Below are 18,999 nucleotides of genomic sequence, written 5' to 3'. Positions count from 1 at the left end.
AATCGCGCGAGGAGGGTGAACGATGGGAGCAACCATTAAAGATGTGGCAAAACTGGCGGGAACTTCTACGGCAACCGTATCGAAAGTGATGAACGGCTCCTATTCAATCTCGCAGGAGACGGCAGATAAAGTACGAAAAGCTATGGAGGAGCTGGATTATCATCCGAATCTGCGGGCGAAAAATTTCGCCAAGCAGTCTGCACGAACCATTATATTTGTGGCAGAGCTGGGGAAAGGAACAGGGTTTGCCAATCCACAGATGTTTGAGATCTTGTGTGGGCTGGAGGAAGTGCTGGCACAGAAGGACTATACGCTTGTAGTCAGGAATATAGCAGCGGGAGACTGTGCGGAATTTATCCGGAATGCAGCGGATACCAAGCAGGCAGACGGGTTTGTGATCCATGCGTCGGTGATCTCCCAGGCACTGGATGAACTGCTTTTTACTCATGAGATCCCGCATATTGTGATCGGCAATCCGAATTTTAACAGTCATTTCTGCTGGCTCGATATCGATAACCGGCTGGCGGGAGAACTGGCCGCGAAGCATCTGCTGGAGCGGGGCTGTCAGTCCGTGGCTTTTATCGGTGGTAAACCGGAGGATCAGATCTCAGCGAGACGTCTTGACGGAGTCCTGACAGTGCTTAAAGAGCATGATGTGTTATTGCCCAGAGAATATGTGAAAAAAGGAGAATCCGTCTGTGACAGCGGTTACCGAATGACCATGCAGATCCTGGAGAATAGAAGACGTCCGGATGCGTTAGTGTGTGCAGATAATTATATCGCCTACGGTTGTGTGAATGCCCTGCACGACAGAGGAATCCTGATCCCGGAGGAGATGAAGGTGATTACCTTTGACGACTTCCCGTTTTCTCAGATCCTGAAGCCCATGCTCTCTGTCGTCAACATCGACGTCTACGATATGGGGGTGCAGGCCGGAAAGTATATCCTGCAAAAAATAAAAAGACCGAATCTCTATGTGCAGTCCCATATCACATTCCCAACGTTGATCATCCGGGAATCTACCTGATGCATATAAAAGGAGCCTCACGTAGGCTCCTTTTATAATGAGATTGTGTAGTTTACTGTAACTCTGCAAGTTTCCTTTTCAGAGCTTCGATCTCAGCGTCTTTGGCGGCATTATCGGCAGTCAACTTATTGTTATCGGCAGTCAACTTATCATTATCAGTCGTCAAAGCATCAATCTTCTTCAACAGATATTGTTCCTGAAGCTCTGCGTCCATTCGTGCTTGACAACGCTGTCTGACCATATCGTCCGCATTCAGATTATATAAAGTCTTTGTCGCTTCCATAAGGTATTCATCGTTTTTTGCAGTCATAAGAATTTCCTCCCAGCTTTTTGTGTAATTAAAAGTTGCTTGAAAAAATGGCGAAACGCCGGATGTAAGAAATTTCACGTAGAAATTGAATTGAATATAGCATAAAAAGAGGATATGCACAAGCTTTTTTATGCTATAATGTAATGAGGCTTAGGGAAAAACAATTACGAAAGCGGGAACCTGCATGGAAAAATGGTATGTGGCTGCGAAGAAGGCAGATTTTGATAAATGGGCGAAGGAATTTCATATCAGTCCGGTGACGGCGAGGATCCTTAGAAACCGGGATCTGACGGAAGAGAGCCAGATCCAGAAGTTCCTCTATGGGAAACTGGAGGACTGCTATTCTCCCTGGCTGCTTAAGGATATGGACAGGGCAGTGGAGGAGATTCTGAAAGCGGTAAAGGAAGGTCTGCATATCCGGGTCATCGGAGATTACGATGTGGATGGTATCTGCTCGTCTTATATCCTGACCAAAGGGTTTCAGATGCTTGGCGCACAGGTGGATACGGCGATTCCCCACAGAATCCATGACGGATACGGACTGAATGAACATCTGATCGAAGAGGCTAAGCGGGAGGGTGTCGGCATGATCGTCACCTGTGATAACGGAATTGCCGCGGCACCACAGATCGAGCTGGCAAATTCCCTGGGCATGCGTGTGATCGTTACGGATCATCATGAGGTTCCTTATATAGAAGAAAACGGGGAGCGGAAGGAACAGCTGCCCCCGGCACTGGCGGTGGTGGATCCCAAGCGCAGTGATTGTTCTTATCCATTTCAAGGCATCTGCGGCGGCGTTGTGGCACTGAAGGTGATCTGGGCAATCACGGAGAAGACCGGGAATCCGGGGCTTATAAATATTCAGGATGAACTGCTGGAATTCGCGGCACTTTCCACGGTATGCGATGTTATGGAGTTAAAGGATGAGAACCGCATTCTGGTAAAGGAAGGACTGAAACGGATCCAAAAAGGATATAACGAAGGACTGAAAGCGTTGATGGAAGTCAATGAAATCGCTCCGGACCGGCTGAGTGCATATCACCTGGGGTTCGTGCTGGGTCCCTGCCTGAATGCTACGGGAAGACTGGATACTGCGAAAAGGGCGCTGGAGCTTTTGCAGAGTTTTACCAGAGCGGATGCCATGACAGCGGCGAGAGAATTGAAAGACTTAAACGAAAGCCGCAAGAACCTGACAGTACAAGGGATCCAGCGGGCCGATACATATATTCAGGAACATCACATGACGGAGGATAAAGTCATGGTGATCTATCTGCCGGAGGTCCATGAGAGCATTGCCGGAATCATTGCCGGGAAAGTCAGGGAAAAATATCATCATCCGGTATTCATCCTGACCAAAGGAGAGGACGGTGTGAAGGGATCCGGCCGTTCTATCGAAGCTTACCATATGTATGATGCCATGACGCAGGTGAAACAGTTTTTTACCAAGTACGGTGGACATAAACTGGCAGCAGGTCTGTCCATGCGGGAGGAGGATATTGAACCTCTGCGGATTGCTCTCAATAAAAACTGTACGCTGACAGAAGATGATTTTATTCCCAGAGTACATATTGATGTGGCAATGCCCATGGGATATGCGGACGAAGCCCTGGCAGGAGAACTGGCGTTATTAGAACCTTTCGGAACCGGGAATCCGAAGCCACTTTTTGCACAAAAGGATCTGCTCTTTCAGGCGGGATTTAAAATGGGTGCCAACAAGACCTGTGCCAGATTCCGGGTGAAGACACCGGAAGGAAATACGCAGACGCTGGTGTTTTTCGGGGACCTGGAACGACTGGGAGCTTTCTTAAATGAAAAATATGGTATCGGAAGTGAAGAAGCACTTTATGCCGGAAGAGGAAGTTTTCCTCTTTCTGTGGTATATCAGGTCGGCCAAAATACCTATAAGGGTAGGACGGAAGTGCAGTTTGTCATGCAGAACTATTGCTGACATTTTTGTAACTGTTCAGAATCACATTCATATTTTTTTATTTTTTAAACACAAAATGGACACATTTTCTCTGTAATATGTATTTCAGATAGTTGATGAACTCACTATCTCCCCCCCTCATAAGAAACCGGAAAGCCTCAGGCATCATGCCTGAGACTTTTTGGTGTTCAGTAGGACTTTTCAGAGTTTATAAAACCTCAAGATTCATTTTAGAATTAAATTAGAATTCATACACATTCTGTACACATTTCTTCTGTAATATGTATTTCAGATAGTTGATGAACTCACTATCTCCCCCCCTCATAAGAAAATCGAAAAGCCCCAGGTATAACAGCCTGGGGTTTTTCGATTCTCCGATAAGACTTGACGATAGACCGATATCCGTGGTTATAATGTAAGAATGATAATCCCACGATATGCGAATAGAGGGTAGAATTGTGAGAGTGCGCAGCACGGAACAATTCGTAGGCATCAAAGGCGGGACATCATAAAGATACGAATATAAAATTATAGAAAGAACAGAAATTACAAAATGAACAAAATGAAATCACAGATTCACGAATGGAAAGAAGCATTGAAAAACATCACATTAAAAAATTGTGCTATAACCTTATTGGGAAGTTTTATTCTGGCATTTGGATTATATCATGTACACTCCATCTCCGGTGTTACCGAGGGTGGTGTACTGGGAGCAACTCTGTTATTGGAGCACTGGACCGGCATCTCCCCGGCGGTCACCGGCGGCATCATGAATGTGTTGTGCTATGTGCTGGGATGGAAACTGCTGGGTAAGGAATTCATCGCTTATTCCGCACTGGCTACGGTGGGATTCTCCGGTACATATAAGATCTGCGAACAATTCCCGCACCTGTGGCCCGGACTGGCGGACATGCCCCTTGTGGCAGCCCTGGTGGGTGCACTGTTTGTTGGTGTGGGCGCCGGACTGTGCGTACGTATCGGAGGAGCACCCAGTGGAGACGATGCCCTGGCCATGAGCATTTCCCATGCCACCGGCTGGAAGATCCAGTGGGTGTACCTGCTATCGGACCTGATCGTGCTGGTCATGTCCTTGAGCTATATCCCGGTGAGACGGATCGGTTATTCACTGTTTACCGTACTTTTGTCGGGACAGGTGATCGGTTTTATCCAGAACTTCGGTAAGCCCCGGGAATGTGATACCGTAGAACTTCCCACAGCGGAGTGAAAAGCTACCGAGTGACCTGGTAGATCTGAATCTCTCCGTTGTCGAAGATGCAGGGATACAGAGAGGAAAGAGCTGCCTCGTCCACGGCATAATCCGCCCGTTCCCAGGAGGACACCTCGATATAATCAATCCCGTAACTTACAAGCAGGGGAGCCGCGTTTAAAGGATCCTCGTAAATGCTTTTGAAGTCCGCAAGGTTTTCCGAATGATAGAGACCATGGAATGCTAAAAAGGTTCCGGCACCGTTGACTACATTTCGTCCCGCCAGGGCGGAGATCTCATTGACATGTCTGCCATTGGTTAAAAAGCAGGAGGTGGCAGGGGTATTTTCCTCTACGAATGTGGCAGCTTCCACCTGGGCATTAGAGTATGCAGTGTAGTCAGATACCAGTTCTCTGCCAAGTGACAGTACGGCGGAGACGGTACACAGAAGCATCATGCCGACCAGACATAGGATACGCGAGGAACTTTTTTTCAGAGAGCGCAGCAGGTCTATACCGTATCCGGCGCTGAGACAGCAGACGAATACATAGGTCACATATAAAAATTTATTATTGTCATAAGTGTTCGGGGAAAAGGAAATGATCTCTGCCACAAACCATAGCAGACATGCGCCGGACATCACATCGAAATCTTCTTTTTTGCAATGTATCATTGCGGGAACGAATAAAGCCAGGATTGCTCCCCAGTTCTTCAGGTAAAACCACAGATATTCATCTCCCTGATTGCCCCAGTTAAAATGTCCCGATAAAAAGCTGCCTTGCGCGGTCTGTCGGAAGGTCCATTCCAGCAGCTGCGGAACCGCAAGCAGAAGGACGACAGCAAAGAAAATTCCCCACGTAGTTAAGAACTCCCGCAGAGTATAGCTATCTGTTTTTTTCTTAAAAAAGCATCGATAGAACAGGGACAATCCGTACAGGACCAGCATTGCAGCAATGATAATTCCAAAACGAAAAAGTAATGCAGGTGCGATGACAGCAGCACTTTTGTTCATAATCTCAAAAAAGAGCATACAGAGAGTAAAGATGCCAAGAAGAATGGCTCCGGGGTGCGTCTGTCCGGATGCTGAAGCATGAGGGATAGCGCGGTAGAGCCAAAGCAGCATCCAGCAGGCACTTAAAATCACAATGGCGACGAAGGAATGCGTGTGAATCATGGGCAGAGCTCCGGCGAGAATGCCTGACGGGAGAAATAAGTCTTTTTCCCCATTCCTGATGGCACGGAGCAATAACCACAGAGCGCAGAACAGAACCGCGTAACCAAACAGGGTGGCACGCTGGGGCAGCAGCATATCCACGATGACATTGACCCAGCGGATATTCCGGGTAATCAGGTTGGTGGGAGTGGTGTAATAGCCGGTAAAAATATCACGAATCCGGTAACCACCTTCGCTGCTAAAGTCAATAAAATACATAAATCCCAATCCACCGTTATAGAAGAACAGAATCCACGCGGTCAGCGATTTGGCGCGGTCATGAAGAAGAGTGTCTGCGATGGCATAGAATCCGGCAAGTACCTGCAAAAAGGCGAAATACATGGGGAGCATATAGGCATAGCGCAGTGATGCTCCAAACAGATAGATGCTGGCAGAAATACTGTCGCATAGGAAAGGATAACACAGTCTGTCCCGGGGAGAGATCGAGTAGTAAGGCGGAAAAATCTGTTGGTCGGCAATGCTTGTGATAATTCCCAGATGCATCTGCAGATCTCCGTAGGTACATTGTCCTACATGAAGTCCGTCTTCTTGTGGCAGGAGGGTGTGGGTGAACAGCAAAACACAAAATAACACAAAAGTAATACCTGCCAGTAAAAGAAAAGCATAATTTTCAAAAAACAGTTGCCGGCAATCCTTATGCAGAACCGGAGAGGAAGCTGTCGTGACCGGATGATATAGGGTATATAGAAGCAGCAGGCTCACAGCAATGAAAATAAGAGCCGCCACATGGGCGGTCAGGGAAAAATCGAAGAAAAGGGCAAACAATGCGGGAATCCATTGTAGCAGAACAGAACCGAGGACACTGCCGACAAGTAACCGAAAGACTAGTTCTTTTTGCGGAAAAAGGCGACGGATGTACAGAAAACCTGCGCACTGAAACATAAGAAAATAGAGTGTACCGATGATATTTCCGTTTACGGATCCGTAAAAGCCGTTCATAAGAATCCCCCTTAAAATAAAAAGATACCTTATTATAGCATTACTTTGGAAGATGTGAAAGACACTGAAAAATTTAAGGGTGGTACATTTTAAGAAAAAAGAGTAAAATATAAAGAAGTATGCAACAAGATTTTTCGGGAAAGGCGGATACCTTTATGGAAAAAAGCAGAACATTAAAAACACTTCTGGATAAACTGGAATACGAACCGGTACAAGGGACTTTGGAGCGGGAGATCACAGCTGTAGTCTATGACTCCCGTAAAGTCATTCCGGGATGCCTGTTCATTTGTATTAACGGAGCAAATTTTGACGGACATGATTTTGCCGCACAGGTGGCAGCGCAGGGCGCCGGAGTGCTGGTGGTACAAAAGGACATAGAACTTCCTGCGGATGCGGATGTGACTGTGATCAAAGTAGCGGATACCCGATATGCCATGGCATTTATCTCCGCAGCCTGGTTCGGCCATCCGGCGGAGAAACTGAAAGTTATCGGTATCACGGGCACCAAGGGCAAGACCACGACCACCTACCTGGTGAGATCCATTCTGGAGAATGCCGGATATAAAGTGGGACTGGTGGGAACCATCGAGGTGATCATCGGAGACGAACATATTCATGCAAATAATACGACACCGGAATCTTACCTGTTGCAGGAGTATTTTGCCCGCATGGTGGATGCCGGACTGGATACGGTAGTTATGGAAGTATCCTCCCAGGCGCTGATGCTGCACCGTACCCAGGGATTTGTATTCGATTACGGTATTTTTACAAATCTGGAGCCGGATCATATCGGTCCCAACGAGCATGCAAGCTTTGAGGAATATCTGCACTGTAAGGGATTGTTGTTCAAACAGTGCAAGGTGGGAATTGTCAATGGTGACGATGAACACTGGCAGGCAGTGACGGAGGAACATACCTGTGCACTGGAGAGCTTCGGTATGGGAGAACACTGCATGCTGCGGGCCGAGAACCGGCAATTGGTGCACAAACCCGGAGAACTGGGAGTGACCTTCCATGTGACCGGTCTGATGAATTTTGATGTGGAAGTACCCATGCCCGGCAAATTCAGCGTGTACAATGCGCTGGCAGCCATTGCCATCTGCCGTCATTTTAAGGTGGATGAGGACGCTATCAAAAAGGCACTATTACAGGCAAAAGTAAAGGGCCGTATTGAGATGATCAAGGTTTCTGACCAATTTACTCTGCTGATCGACTATGCCCATAACGCCATGGCACTGGAAAGTCTGTTAACCACCCTGCGGGAGTATGAACCCCACAGACTGGTCAGCCTGTTTGGCTGCGGCGGCAACCGTTCCAGACAGCGTCGTTTTGAGATGGGAGAGGTCAGCGGCAGACTGGCGGATCTGACCATCATCACTTCCGACAATCCCCGGTTCGAGGAGCCGCAGGATATTATCAATGATATCAAGACCGGTATGGCGAAGACGGATGGAAAATATGTGGAGATCTGTGACCGCAAGGAAGCCATTACTTATGCCATCGAACACGGAGAACCCGGCGATATCATCGTGCTGGCAGGAAAAGGGCACGAAGACTACCAGGAGATCAAAGGCGTGAAGCATCCCATGGATGAACGGGATCTGATCCGGGATATCCTGGCGGAGGGACATATCCCCGGATCGGCAGCGGGTCAGGATTTATAAGACAGCCTTCCGGGATTCCGGTGAACAGAGAGGAAAACAGATTGCGTACGTTATATGCGGATATCATTGTAGATATCTCTCATGAAAAACTGGATAAAACATTTCAGTACCGGGTACCGGAGAGAATGCGGGACAGATTGGAGCCGGGAGCCTGCGTCATGATCCCTTTCGGCAATGGAAACCGTCTGATCAAAGGTTACGTAGTCAGTATAGGGGATCAGTGTCAGTTCGATCCGGAGAAGATCAAGGAGATCGTAGGACTACCGGAAAAAGAGACCGGTGTGGAAGACAAAATGATCGCACTGGCAGCCTGGATCCGCCGCAATTACGGTTGTACCATGATCCAGGCCCTGAAGACGGTACTGCCGGCGAAGCAGACTGTGAAGAAACTGGAGCACAGACAGCTGGTGCGCCTGATGAATAGAGAGGAGATCCTGTCACTCTTAGGAGAATGCGAGCGCAAGAAACAGGTGGCGAAGGCCAGACTGTTAAAAGCTCTGTCTGAGCAGGAGAGTATTCCCTACGAATGGGTCACCGGGAAACTGGGCGTCAGCGCCGCTACGGTAAACAGTATCGTAAAAGTGGGCGCGGCAAAATTAGTCAGTACCGAAAGTTACCGGAATCCGGTGAAAATGCAAGCCTTGGAGGCAGCGCACAATACACTTAGCTCACAACAGCAGACCATCGTTACGGAAGTGCTTACGGATTTTGATGCCGGCAGAAGGCAGACCTATCTGATCCATGGCATCACCGGCAGCGGCAAAACGGAAGTGTATATGCAACTCATCGGCGAGATGATAAAAAGAGGACGCCAGGCAATCGTGCTGATCCCGGAGATCGCTCTGACCTACCAGACACTGCTTAGGTTCTATCAGAGATTCGGTGACCGGGTCAGTGTCATGAATTCCACATTGTCTCCCGGAGAAAAATATGATCAGTGCGAGCGTGCAAAAGCAGGCGAGATCGATGTGATCATAGGTCCGAGATCCGCACTTTTTACCCCATTCCCCAATCTGGGGCTGATCGTTATGGATGAGGAACAGGAGAACAGCTACAAAAGTGAGAGTACTCCCAAATACCATGCCAGAGAGACGGCAATGGAAGTGGCGAAGCTGTACGGAGCCAGTGTAGTGTTGGGATCGGCGACCCCTTCCTTAGAGGCGTATTACCGCGCCGGAAAGGGAGAATACAGGCTGTTCCATCTGACGAAACGCCTGACCGGCGGAGAACTGCCCACGGTACACACGGTGGATCTCAGGCAGGAACTGCAGGAGGGAAACCGTTCTATTTTCAGCAGAAAATTACAGGAACTGATGGCAGACCGGATCAGTAAGGGGCAGCAGACCATTTTGTTTTTAAACCGCAGAGGGTATGCGGGATTCGTATCCTGCCGCGCCTGCGGCGAAGTCATGAAATGCCCCCACTGCGATGTCTCCCTCTCGGAACATAAAGGGGGAAGGCTGATCTGTCATTATTGCGGCTATATGCAGCCCATGCCAAAGCTATGCCCGAAGTGCGGATCGAAATATATTCTGGGATTCAAAGCAGGTACCCAGCAGATCGAAGATAAATTGAAAGAATTGTATCCGGGGGTGCGGACACTACGGATGGATGCGGATACTACCCGGACGAAGGACAGCTATGAGAAAATATTGTCTGCTTTCGCGAACGGTGAGGCGGATGTGTTGATTGGCACCCAGATGATCGTGAAGGGACATGATTTCCCGAAGGTGACCCTGGTGGGGATCCTGGCGGCAGATCTGTCTTTAAACGCCTCAGATTACCGTGCCGGAGAGCGGACATTCCAGCTACTGACCCAGGCGGTGGGCAGAGCAGGCAGAGGGGTGCTTCCGGGAGAAGCGGTGATTCAGACTTATCAGCCGGATCATTATGCCATTACCTGCGCGGCTGCCCAGGATTATAAGAGCTTTTATGAGGAAGAGATCCTGTACAGAGAGCTGTCGGGATATCCTCCGGCGGCACATATGCTGGCGGTACAGATCTATGGCAAAGAGGAAGAAAACGTAAAACAGCTTGCCCAGAGGCTGGCAGATGTGGTAAAGTCTAATATGGACTTTTTGCAGATATTGGGACCGACCCCGGCAAATATCAGCAAGATCAACGATATTTACCGGTATGTGTTCTATGCGAAGCATGCGGAGTATGATACGCTGGTGGCGGTAAAGGACTGTGTGGAGGAGACTCTGAGACAGTGGCAGCCAAGACAGCTTAGTATACAATTCGATTTTGACCCGGTGAACGTATTATAGGAGGTAATAATTGTGGCAATCAGAAATATTCGTGAATATGGAGATGAAGTACTGACCAAGAACTGTAAGGAAGTCAAGGAGATGACTCCCCGGACGAAGGAACTGATCGAGGATATGTTAGAGACCATGTATGATGCCAACGGCGTAGGACTGGCAGCCCCCCAGGTGGGCATACTTAAGCGGATCGTGGTGATCGACACCACCGGAGAGGATCCGTATATTCTTATCAATCCCCGGATCGTGGAGAGCAGCGGAGAGCAGACCGGCCAGGAAGGGTGCCTGAGTGTTCCCGGAAAGTTTGGTATCGTGACCAGACCCAATTATGTGAAAGCGGTAGCATTGGATGTGAATATGAAGCCCATAGAGGTAGAGGGTACGGAATTGCTGGCAAGAGCCATCTGCCACGAACTGGATCACCTGGATGGACATCTCTATGTGGAGAAGGCGGAAGGTCCTCTGCAGGACGTGACCTATGAGGACGAGGAAGAAGAATAAGTATTCCGGGAAGGAGATAAGCTATGCAGATCGTATTTATGGGAACCCCTGATTTCGCAGTGGGAGCTCTGGAAGCTTTGATCGCACAGGGACATGAGATCACCGCAGTGGTGACCCAGCCGGACAAGGCAAAGGGAAGAAGCGGGCAGTTACAGTTCCCACCGGTGAAGGAATGTGCTGTAAAACACGGCATCCCGGTATTCCAGCCCCGCAGGATCAAGACTCCCGAGGCTATTGAGGAATTGAAAAAATATCCCGCAGATGTTTATATTGTGGCAGCGTTCGGACAGATCCTGTCTCAGGAGATCCTGGATCTGCCGAAGTACGGATGCCTGAATATCCACGCATCCCTGCTCCCGAAATACCGTGGTGCATCTCCGATCCAGAGAGTGATCATCGACGGAGAGACGCAGACCGGTGTGACTATCATGCAGATGAATGCCGGACTGGACACCGGAGATATGCTGTATCAGAAGAAGATTCCCATTACTTCGGAAGATACTTTTGAAACACTGCACGATAAGCTTATGGTGCTCGGCGGAGAAGCGATCACCGAAGCATTGCCGCTCTTAGAAGCAGGAAAGCTGACCCCGGAAAAACAGGACGATGCGAAGACCTGCTATGCGGCACTGATCACAAAAGAAATGGGCAGACTGGATTTCACCAAAACGGCAGCTGAACTGGACAGACTGATCAGAGGACTGACCCCCTGGCCCAGCGCCTACACATTTTATCGCGGAAAACAGTTAAAGATCTGGAAGGCGATTCCCATGGTGACGGCTCACACAGAAACCCCGGGAACGATCCTTACAGTGAATAAGGATTCCTTTGAGGTGGCAGCGTCGGAAGGAACTCTGAAGGTCATGGAATTGCAGCTGGAAGGCAAAAAGCGTATGACAGCCCATGATTTCCTGTTAGGCGTGAAGGTGCAGCCGGGAGAACTCCTGGGAGAGTGATAAACAAGCCAGGCAATAAGAAAGGAGACTTTGCTATGTATGGTGGTTATTATGGATATGGTTATTATTTTGACCCCACGTATTTTCTGGTATTGATCGGACTGGTGTTATGCCTTGGGGCCAGTGCGCTGGTGAACTCCACCATGCGCAAATACAGTAAGGTCCGGAATATGAGAGGAATTACGGGAGCGGAAGCTGCCCGGAATCTTCTCAATAGAGAAGGTTTGTATAACGTACAGATCGAGTGTCTGAACGCAAACGACGGCGATCATTACGATCCCCGGACGGATACCGTAAGACTGTCATATAAGAATTATAACGGAACCTCAGTCACCGCAGTCAGTGTGGCTGCCCATGAGTGCGGACATGCGATCCAGCATGCCCACGGCTATGCACCTATGAGTATTCGTGCGGCACTGGTACCTGTGGTGAACATCGGAAGCAACTTAAGTATTCCCCTGATTTTCTTAGGAGTACTGCTCAGCTGGAACCAGACATTGATCCAGCTGGGAATCTGGGCATTTGCCCTGACCGTGATCTTCCAGCTGGTGACACTTCCCGTGGAATTCAATGCCTCCCGCAGAGCAATTGTGAAGGTAGAGGAATACGGACTGTTAGGTAATGAAGAAGTAAGCGGTGGTAAAAAGGTGCTGACAGCGGCAGCCCTTACCTATGTAGCGGGAGCAGCATCCTCCGCATTACAGCTGCTTCGTCTGATCCTGTTGTATGGCGGTAACCGCAGAAGGAGAGACTAAGCATGGGGAAGCCTGCAACCACCGATACAAGAGAGATTATTGTGGAGATCCTGCTGGACCTGGAAAAGGGGCAGGATTTTTCCCATAAATTAATAAAAGCAGTGCTGGATAAATACGATTACCTGGATCCCAGAGATAAGGCATTTATCAAGAGAGTTACGGAGGGTACCATAGAGAGACAGCTGGAGCTGGATTATTATCTGAACCGGTTCTCTTCGGTTCCGGTCCGTAAGATGAAGCCTCTGATCCGTTGTCTGCTCCGCATGAGCACCTATCAGATCCTGTATATGGATGCGGTGCCGGACAGTGCGGTATGTAATGAGGCCTGCAAGCTGGCGGCAAAGCGCGGCTTCCGTACTCTGAAGGGGTTCGTCAATGCCGTCCTGCGAAGTATTGCCCGCAGCAAGGACAATATGCCCATGCCGGATCCTGCGGATCCCGTGAAATATTTCAGCGTAAAATATTCTATGCCGGAATGGATCGTGAATCTGTGGCTTCCGGTATACGGCATGGAGGGAACGGAAACACTTCTCATGGGACTGCTTAAGATTCATCCGGTATCTCTGCGTTTTTGCCTGGAATTGTCGGAAGCGGAACGTGAGGAGCTTAAGAAACAGATAGAGGCTAGAGGGGTTCACTTAAGCGCACATAAGGAGCTTCCTTATGTATATCTGGCGGAAAATCTGGAAAACGTCAGCGAGCTGCCCGGATTTGCCGAAGGAAAATTCACTGTACAGGATGCGTCTTCCGCCCTGGCGGTAAAGGCAGCAAAAATAAATCAGGGAGACTTTGTTATGGATCTGTGTGCGGCACCGGGAGGTAAGACGATCCTGGCGGCAGAATATACGAAAGAGGCGGGACATGTGTTATCCCGCGATGTGTCGGAATATAAGACAGATTTGATACATGAGAATCTGGAGCGCATGCACCGCACCAATGTGGAAGTGGAAGTGCATGATGCCACAGTTTATGACGCAGAGAGGGAAGCGTCTGCGGATGTGGTGCTGATGGATGTCCCTTGCTCGGGCTTAGGTGTTATGGGCAAAAAGAGAGACATTAAATATCATGTGACACCGGAGAGCCTTAAGTCTATCCAGGAACTGCAGAGGCAGATCGTGGAAGCCGGATGGCGGTATGTGAAGCCGGGCGGCGTGCTGTTGTACAGCACCTGCACGATCAACAGAGAAGAGAATCAGAACATGGCAGCCTGGATCATGGAACAGTTTCCGTTCGTTTTAGAGGAGGAGAGACAACTTCTGCCGGGAACGGATGAGACCGACGGATTCTACTTTGCAAGGCTGCGCAGAAGAACGTGAGATATAAGACATGGATAGTAAAAAAGATATTAAATCCCTGAATCTGGAGGAACTGAAGGTCGAACTGGAGAGTATGGGAGAGAAAGCTTTCCGGGCAAAACAGATGTATGAGTGGATGCATGTGAAGTTAGCGCGAAGCTTTGACGAGATGACCAGTCTCTCCGCAAAATTCAGGGAACAATGCAAGGAAAAATATGAATATACCTGTGTAAAGCCTGTCAGAATACAGGAGTCGAAGATCGACGGTACGAAAAAGTTTTTATTTGAACTGTCTGACGGCAACGTGGTGGAAAGCGTGTGGATGCAGTACAAACACGGCAACAGTGTCTGTATTTCTTCCCAGGTGGGATGCCGTATGGGCTGCAGATTCTGTGCGTCCACCCTGGATGGACTGGAGCGGAACCTGACACCTTCGGAGATGTTAGATCAGATCTATGCCATCACGAGGCTGACGCAGGAGCGGGTCTCCAATGTGGTAGTCATGGGCACCGGAGAACCCATGGACAATTATGATAATATTTTAAAATTTCTCCATCTGTTAACAGATGAGAACGGATTGCATATCAGCCAGAGAAATGTGACGGTATCTACCTGCGGCATCGTGCCCCGGATCAGACAGCTGGCAGAGGAAAAACTGCAGATCACACTGGCATTGTCCCTGCATGCCACGACCGATGAGAAGCGAAGAAAACTGATGCCCATCGCCAACCGGTATTCCATCGATGAACTGATGGATGCCTGCCGGTACTATTTTGAACAGACCGGGCGACGGATCACTTTTGAGTACAGTCTGGTAGGCGGTGTGAATGATACAAAAGAGGATGCCGAAGAACTGATCGCCCTGGCGAAGCCTTTGTGCTGTCACGTCAATCTGATCCCGGTGAATCCTATTAAAGAGCGGGATTATGTGCAGTCGGACATGAAGCACATTCAGGCATTTAAAAATAAACTTGAAAGTAAAAAGATACATGTTACAATTAGAAGGGAAATGGGCCGGGATATCGATGGTGCCTGCGGACAGTTAAGACGCCGTCATGTGCAGGAGACACAGAACCCGGACGGACTCTCACAGGAGGAAGTTTGACGTGCTCAAGACGTTTTCCATAACCGATATCGGAAGGAAAAGAAATATCAATCAGGATTATATCTATACCTCGGAAGAGCCGGTGGGCAACCTGCCCAACGTGTTTATCGTAGCAGATGGTATGGGTGGACATAATGCGGGAGATTATGCGTCGAAGGTGACGGTGGAGACCATGATCCATGAGATGGAGAATTCTTTCGAGAAGAATCCGTCACTGATCTTCCGCAAGGCGATCGAGGAAGCCAATACGGTGATCCGGAAGTGTGCCAGTGAGGATAAGAAGCTGGAAGGAATGGGTACGACCGTAGTGGCGGCATCCTGCATGGGCAGATTTTTGCAGGTGGCCAATGTGGGTGACAGCAGACTCTATGTGGTGGGCAGCAAGATCCGTCAGATCACAAGAGACCATTCTTATGTAGAGGAAATGGTGCGCATCGGAGAACTGGACCGTGAGGACGCCAGGAATCATCCTAAGAAAAATATTATTACCAGGGCAGTGGGAGCGGAAGATCACGTGGAACCGGACTTTTTTACCGTGGAACTGCAGGAGGGTGACATCGTCTTAATGTGTACGGACGGGTTGACCAATATGCTGGAGGATGAAGAGATCCGTATGATTATCAACGGAGCAAGAGATCTCGTGGAACAGGCACAGCACCTGGTAGAAGCAGCCAATGCCAACGGCGGAAAAGACAACATCAGTGTGATATTGATTGAGCCGTGTGCATAAGACAGATAATATTCAATATGCTTAGTTATTTAGGTTTTTGGAATGGAGAGCAGGAATGATCAAAATAGGAATGATGATCGGCGATCGCTACGAGATCCTGGAGAAGATCGGAACCGGCGGTATGTCAGATGTCTATAAAGCAAAATGTCATAAGCTGAATCGCTATGTGGCAATCAAGGTATTGAAACAGGAATTTAGTGAGAACGCTAATTTTGTCTCTAAATTCCGCATTGAGGCACAGGCGGCAGCGGGACTGATGCATCCCAATATCGTAAATGTCTATGATGTAGGAGAAGAGAACGGAATCTACTATATCGTAATGGAGCTGGTAGAAGGCATCACCCTCAAAAAATACATTGAAAAAAAGGCGCGTCTGTCTTACAAGGAAGCGGTAAGTATTGCTATCCAGGTAAGCATGGGAATTCAGGCTGCGCATAATAATCATATTATTCATCGGGATATCAAACCGCAGAATATCATTATCTCCAAAGACGGTAAGGTAAAGGTGACGGACTTCGGTATCGCCAAGGCAGCTACCAGTAACACCATTACCTCCAATGTCATGGGAAGTGTCCACTATACTTCTCCGGAGCAGGCCAGAGGTGGCTACAGCGATGAGAAGAGCGATATTTATTCTTTGGGAATTACGATGTTCGAGATGCTGACCGGCAGAGTACCCTTTAACGGGGAGACCACAGTAGCGATCGCCATCAAGCATATTCAGGAGGAGATGCCTTCTCCCAAGGAATATGTACCGGAGATCCCTTCCAGCGTGGCAAACATCGTATTGAAGTGCTGTCAGAAGTCCCCGGACCGCAGATACCAGAATATGGCGGAGCTGATCGCAGACCTGAAGCAGTCTCTGATCAATCCGGATGAGGATTTCGTGGTGAACCATGACCCGGACATGGAGGGTGGCACACGGATGCTCTCCGATGAGGATATGGCACAGATCAAGAGAAAGACACCTTATCCCGCAAACCGTGAATATGAGGAACCGGACCACGATGAGACCATGCGCCTGCGCTCCGATACAGAAGCAATGTACGAGAGTGAAGAAGAGGGAGAAGGCGAAGACGATTACGATTACGATCCCAAGATGGAGAAAGTGACCACGGTTCTGGCAATCGTTGCCGGTATCGTGATCTGTATCATACTGATCGTATTGGCGGTGAAGATCTTCGGCGGGAAAAAGGACGAAGGCAATAAGCCTTCCGGCCCGATCATCACTACGGAGGAAACCAAGGAAGAGGCAGAGAAAGTCACCATGCCGGATGTGAAGGGCATGAATGTGGATGATGCGAGAAATACACTGACCGGACTGGGAATTCTGACGGAAGTCGCATATGAGGAATCTGATTCCGTGGCAGAAGGTGTGGTGATCAGTACCGATGTCAGCGTGGATGCCCAGATTGAAAAAGGCAGCACGGTAACACTTACGGCAAGTGCCGGAACCCAGGGCGTAGAAGTTCCGAATGTGGTGGAGCTTACCTTTGATGAGGCGAATACACAGCTGGTAAGCAAGGGATTTCTGGTCAATAAGACAGAGGGCTATTCCGATACCATAGAAGCAGGACGCGTGATCTTCCAGACCCCCGCAGAGGGTAATAAGGCACCGAAGGGCAGTGTGATCACCGTTACTGTAAGCCTGGGCAAGGAAGATACGAAGATCCGTGTGCCGAACCTGATCGGACTGTCAGAGCAGGATGGTACGGTGGAAGCAATCGAAGCCGGACTGACGGTAGGCAGTGTGACCTATATTTACAGTGACGAAGTGGGAGAGGGTATGATCTGCTATCAGAGCTATTCCCATGGATCCTATGTGGATCAGGGAACCTCCATTGATATTAAGGTGAGCCAGGGCGCACAGAAAGTAACCTATAAGTGCAATGTCAGCATTGTGGCACCGACGACTTCCGAGGCACCCCAGTATGTATCGGGAATGGAAGTCGGCATCACCCTGGTGGCGGATGACGGCACCGTGCTGATGGATACGAAGGTTACCACCTTCCCGGTATCGACCAATATCAACGGCATCGCCTCCTCCGGCGGTACCCTCACCATGACCTACCAGGTGACATCGGCAAGCACCACAACAGAGGGGGATGTTGTCGTCCCCGGCACCACAGAGAACAAGACCTTTACCAGAAGAGTGGAATTCGTGAAGGAATAAGACAAAGGCAGGAACTATGAAGGGCAAGATTATAAAAGGAATTGCCGGATTCTATTATGTCCATGCAGGGGATGCTCTGCATAGTGCGGACGGAATCTATGAATGCAAGGCAAAAGGTGTCTTCCGTAAGGACCACAGGAAACCATTGGTCGGGGACGATGTGGAGATGGAAGTCATAGATGAAGCACAGAAAAAGGGAAATATCACAGAACTGCTTCCCAGGCACAGCGAACTGATCCGTCCGGCGGTTGCCAATGTGGATCAGGCACTGGTGATTTTTGCCATCTGTAAGCCACAGCCCAATTTTAACCTGCTGGATCGTTTCCTGATCATGATGCAGCAGCAGGACATTCCCTGCATTATCTGCTTTAACAAACAGGACATTGACACAGAGGGGAAAAAAGAGGATTATTGTTCCATCTATGAACAGGCGGGATTTCAGACCATTACTGTCAGTGCCAGGGAAAAGGAAGGCATCGACAGATTAAAAGACCTGCTTCGGGGCAAGACCACCACGGTGGCGGGGCCCAGCGGCGTCGGAAAGTCTTCGCTGGTCAACTGTTTACAGTCGGGGATCGTGATGGAGACTGGGTCCATCAGTGAGAAGATCGAGCGTGGAAAACATACCACCAGGCATTCCGAACTGATCTCCATTGCACCGGATACTTACATTCTGGATACTCCGGGGTTCAGCTCCCTGGGACTGTTCGGACTGGAAAAAGAACAGCTGGCGGGATTTTATCCCGAATTTGTTCCTTTTGAAAAATATTGCAGATTCGGAGGATGTTCTCATATCTCAGAACCGGTCTGCGGCGTGAAAGATGCTGTGGCGGAAGGGGAGATTCCGCAGACACGTTACGAAAATTATTGTCTGCTCTATGAGGAACTGAAAAGTCAGAGAAAATATTAATT

General features: G+C 49.0%; 15 protein-coding genes. 13 read left to right on the top strand and 2 right to left on the bottom strand.

From position 1 onward, the window contains the following. The first annotated feature begins 22 nt into the window (after positions 1–22). Positions 23–1,027: a LacI family DNA-binding transcriptional regulator gene (locus tag ACTRDR_RS03945; RefSeq protein WP_440526232.1), complete on the top strand. Its 1,005-nt coding sequence runs from the start codon at positions 23–25 to the stop codon at positions 1,025–1,027. 52 nt (positions 1,028–1,079) lie between these two features. On the opposite strand, the gene ACTRDR_RS03940 is transcribed toward ACTRDR_RS03945, so the two are convergent. Next, on the bottom strand, positions 1,080–1,337 hold the full coding sequence (locus ACTRDR_RS03940) for a hypothetical protein (protein WP_440526231.1): 258 nt from the start codon (positions 1,335–1,337) through the stop codon (positions 1,080–1,082). A 184-nt stretch (positions 1,338–1,521) separates the two neighbouring features. Here ACTRDR_RS03940 and recJ point away from each other — a divergent pair, with 184 nt between their 5' ends. Together recJ and ACTRDR_RS03930 are read left to right on the top strand one after the other, a co-directional pair. Next, positions 1,522–3,285, top strand: coding sequence for a single-stranded-DNA-specific exonuclease RecJ (gene recJ / locus ACTRDR_RS03935; protein WP_440526230.1), 1,764 nt, complete (start codon positions 1,522–1,524; stop codon positions 3,283–3,285). Between the two features lie 532 nt (positions 3,286–3,817). After that, a complete protein-coding gene (locus ACTRDR_RS03930; RefSeq protein WP_440526229.1) occupies positions 3,818–4,489 on the top strand; it encodes a YitT family protein in 672 nt (223 codons plus the stop codon). A 4-nt stretch (positions 4,490–4,493) separates the two neighbouring features. Here ACTRDR_RS03930 and ACTRDR_RS03925 read toward each other — a convergent pair whose 3' ends face one another. Continuing rightward, positions 4,494–6,644 carry a hypothetical protein gene (locus ACTRDR_RS03925; RefSeq protein ID WP_440526228.1) on the bottom strand — a complete coding sequence of 717 codons (2,151 nt, stop codon included), beginning with the start codon at positions 6,642–6,644 and terminating at the stop codon, positions 4,494–4,496. A 155-nt stretch (positions 6,645–6,799) separates the two neighbouring features. Between ACTRDR_RS03925 and ACTRDR_RS03920 the strand changes: the two genes are divergently transcribed. The 10 genes from ACTRDR_RS03920 to rsgA are packed head-to-tail and all read left to right on the top strand — an operon-like array spanning position 6,800 to position 18,997. Then, complete coding sequence (locus tag ACTRDR_RS03920) at positions 6,800–8,308, top strand: UDP-N-acetylmuramoyl-L-alanyl-D-glutamate--2,6-diaminopimelate ligase (RefSeq protein WP_440526227.1); 1,509 nt, start codon at positions 6,800–6,802, stop codon at positions 8,306–8,308. A 41-nt stretch (positions 8,309–8,349) separates the two neighbouring features. Further along, entirely contained in the window at positions 8,350–10,578 is a 2,229-nt protein-coding gene (gene priA / locus ACTRDR_RS03915; protein WP_440526226.1) for a replication restart helicase PriA, read from the top strand. 12 nt (positions 10,579–10,590) lie between these two features. Next, entirely contained in the window at positions 10,591–11,073 is a 483-nt protein-coding gene (gene def / locus ACTRDR_RS03910) for a peptide deformylase (protein ID WP_440526225.1), read from the top strand. A gap of 23 nt (positions 11,074–11,096) precedes the next feature. Continuing rightward, positions 11,097–12,029 carry a methionyl-tRNA formyltransferase gene (gene fmt, locus ACTRDR_RS03905; protein WP_440526224.1) on the top strand — a complete coding sequence of 311 codons (933 nt, stop codon included), beginning with the start codon at positions 11,097–11,099 and terminating at the stop codon, positions 12,027–12,029. A gap of 35 nt (positions 12,030–12,064) precedes the next feature. Further along, positions 12,065–12,784 (top strand): zinc metallopeptidase, encoded by a 720-nt coding sequence (locus ACTRDR_RS03900; RefSeq protein ID WP_440526240.1) that lies wholly within the window; start codon positions 12,065–12,067, stop codon positions 12,782–12,784. 2 nt (positions 12,785–12,786) lie between these two features. After that, entirely contained in the window at positions 12,787–14,100 is a 1,314-nt protein-coding gene (rsmB, locus tag ACTRDR_RS03895) for a 16S rRNA (cytosine(967)-C(5))-methyltransferase RsmB (RefSeq protein WP_440526223.1), read from the top strand. 10 nt (positions 14,101–14,110) lie between these two features. After that, positions 14,111–15,184, top strand: coding sequence for a 23S rRNA (adenine(2503)-C(2))-methyltransferase RlmN (gene rlmN / locus ACTRDR_RS03890; protein ID WP_176863981.1), 1,074 nt, complete (start codon positions 14,111–14,113; stop codon positions 15,182–15,184). Next, positions 15,135–15,914, top strand: coding sequence for a Stp1/IreP family PP2C-type Ser/Thr phosphatase (locus ACTRDR_RS03885; protein WP_176863983.1), 780 nt, complete (start codon positions 15,135–15,137; stop codon positions 15,912–15,914). The genes rlmN and ACTRDR_RS03885 overlap by 50 nt, the downstream gene beginning before the upstream one ends. A gap of 55 nt (positions 15,915–15,969) precedes the next feature. Next, the gene (gene pknB, locus ACTRDR_RS03880; protein ID WP_176863985.1) at positions 15,970–18,087 is read left to right on the top strand and encodes a Stk1 family PASTA domain-containing Ser/Thr kinase; all 2,118 of its coding nucleotides are present in this window, start codon (positions 15,970–15,972) and stop codon (positions 18,085–18,087) included. 16 nt (positions 18,088–18,103) lie between these two features. Then, on the top strand, positions 18,104–18,997 hold the full coding sequence (gene rsgA / locus ACTRDR_RS03875) for a ribosome small subunit-dependent GTPase A (RefSeq protein WP_440526222.1): 894 nt from the start codon (positions 18,104–18,106) through the stop codon (positions 18,995–18,997). The last annotated feature ends 2 nt before the right edge of the window (positions 18,998–18,999 follow it).

It is taken from the genome of Simiaoa sp. (genome assembly GCF_051972595.1).
Lineage (GTDB): Bacteria > Bacillota > Clostridia > Lachnospirales > Lachnospiraceae > Acetatifactor > Acetatifactor hominis.
The sequence above is the reverse complement of the archived record's forward strand: the minus strand, read 5'-3'. Positions and strand labels throughout refer to the sequence as shown.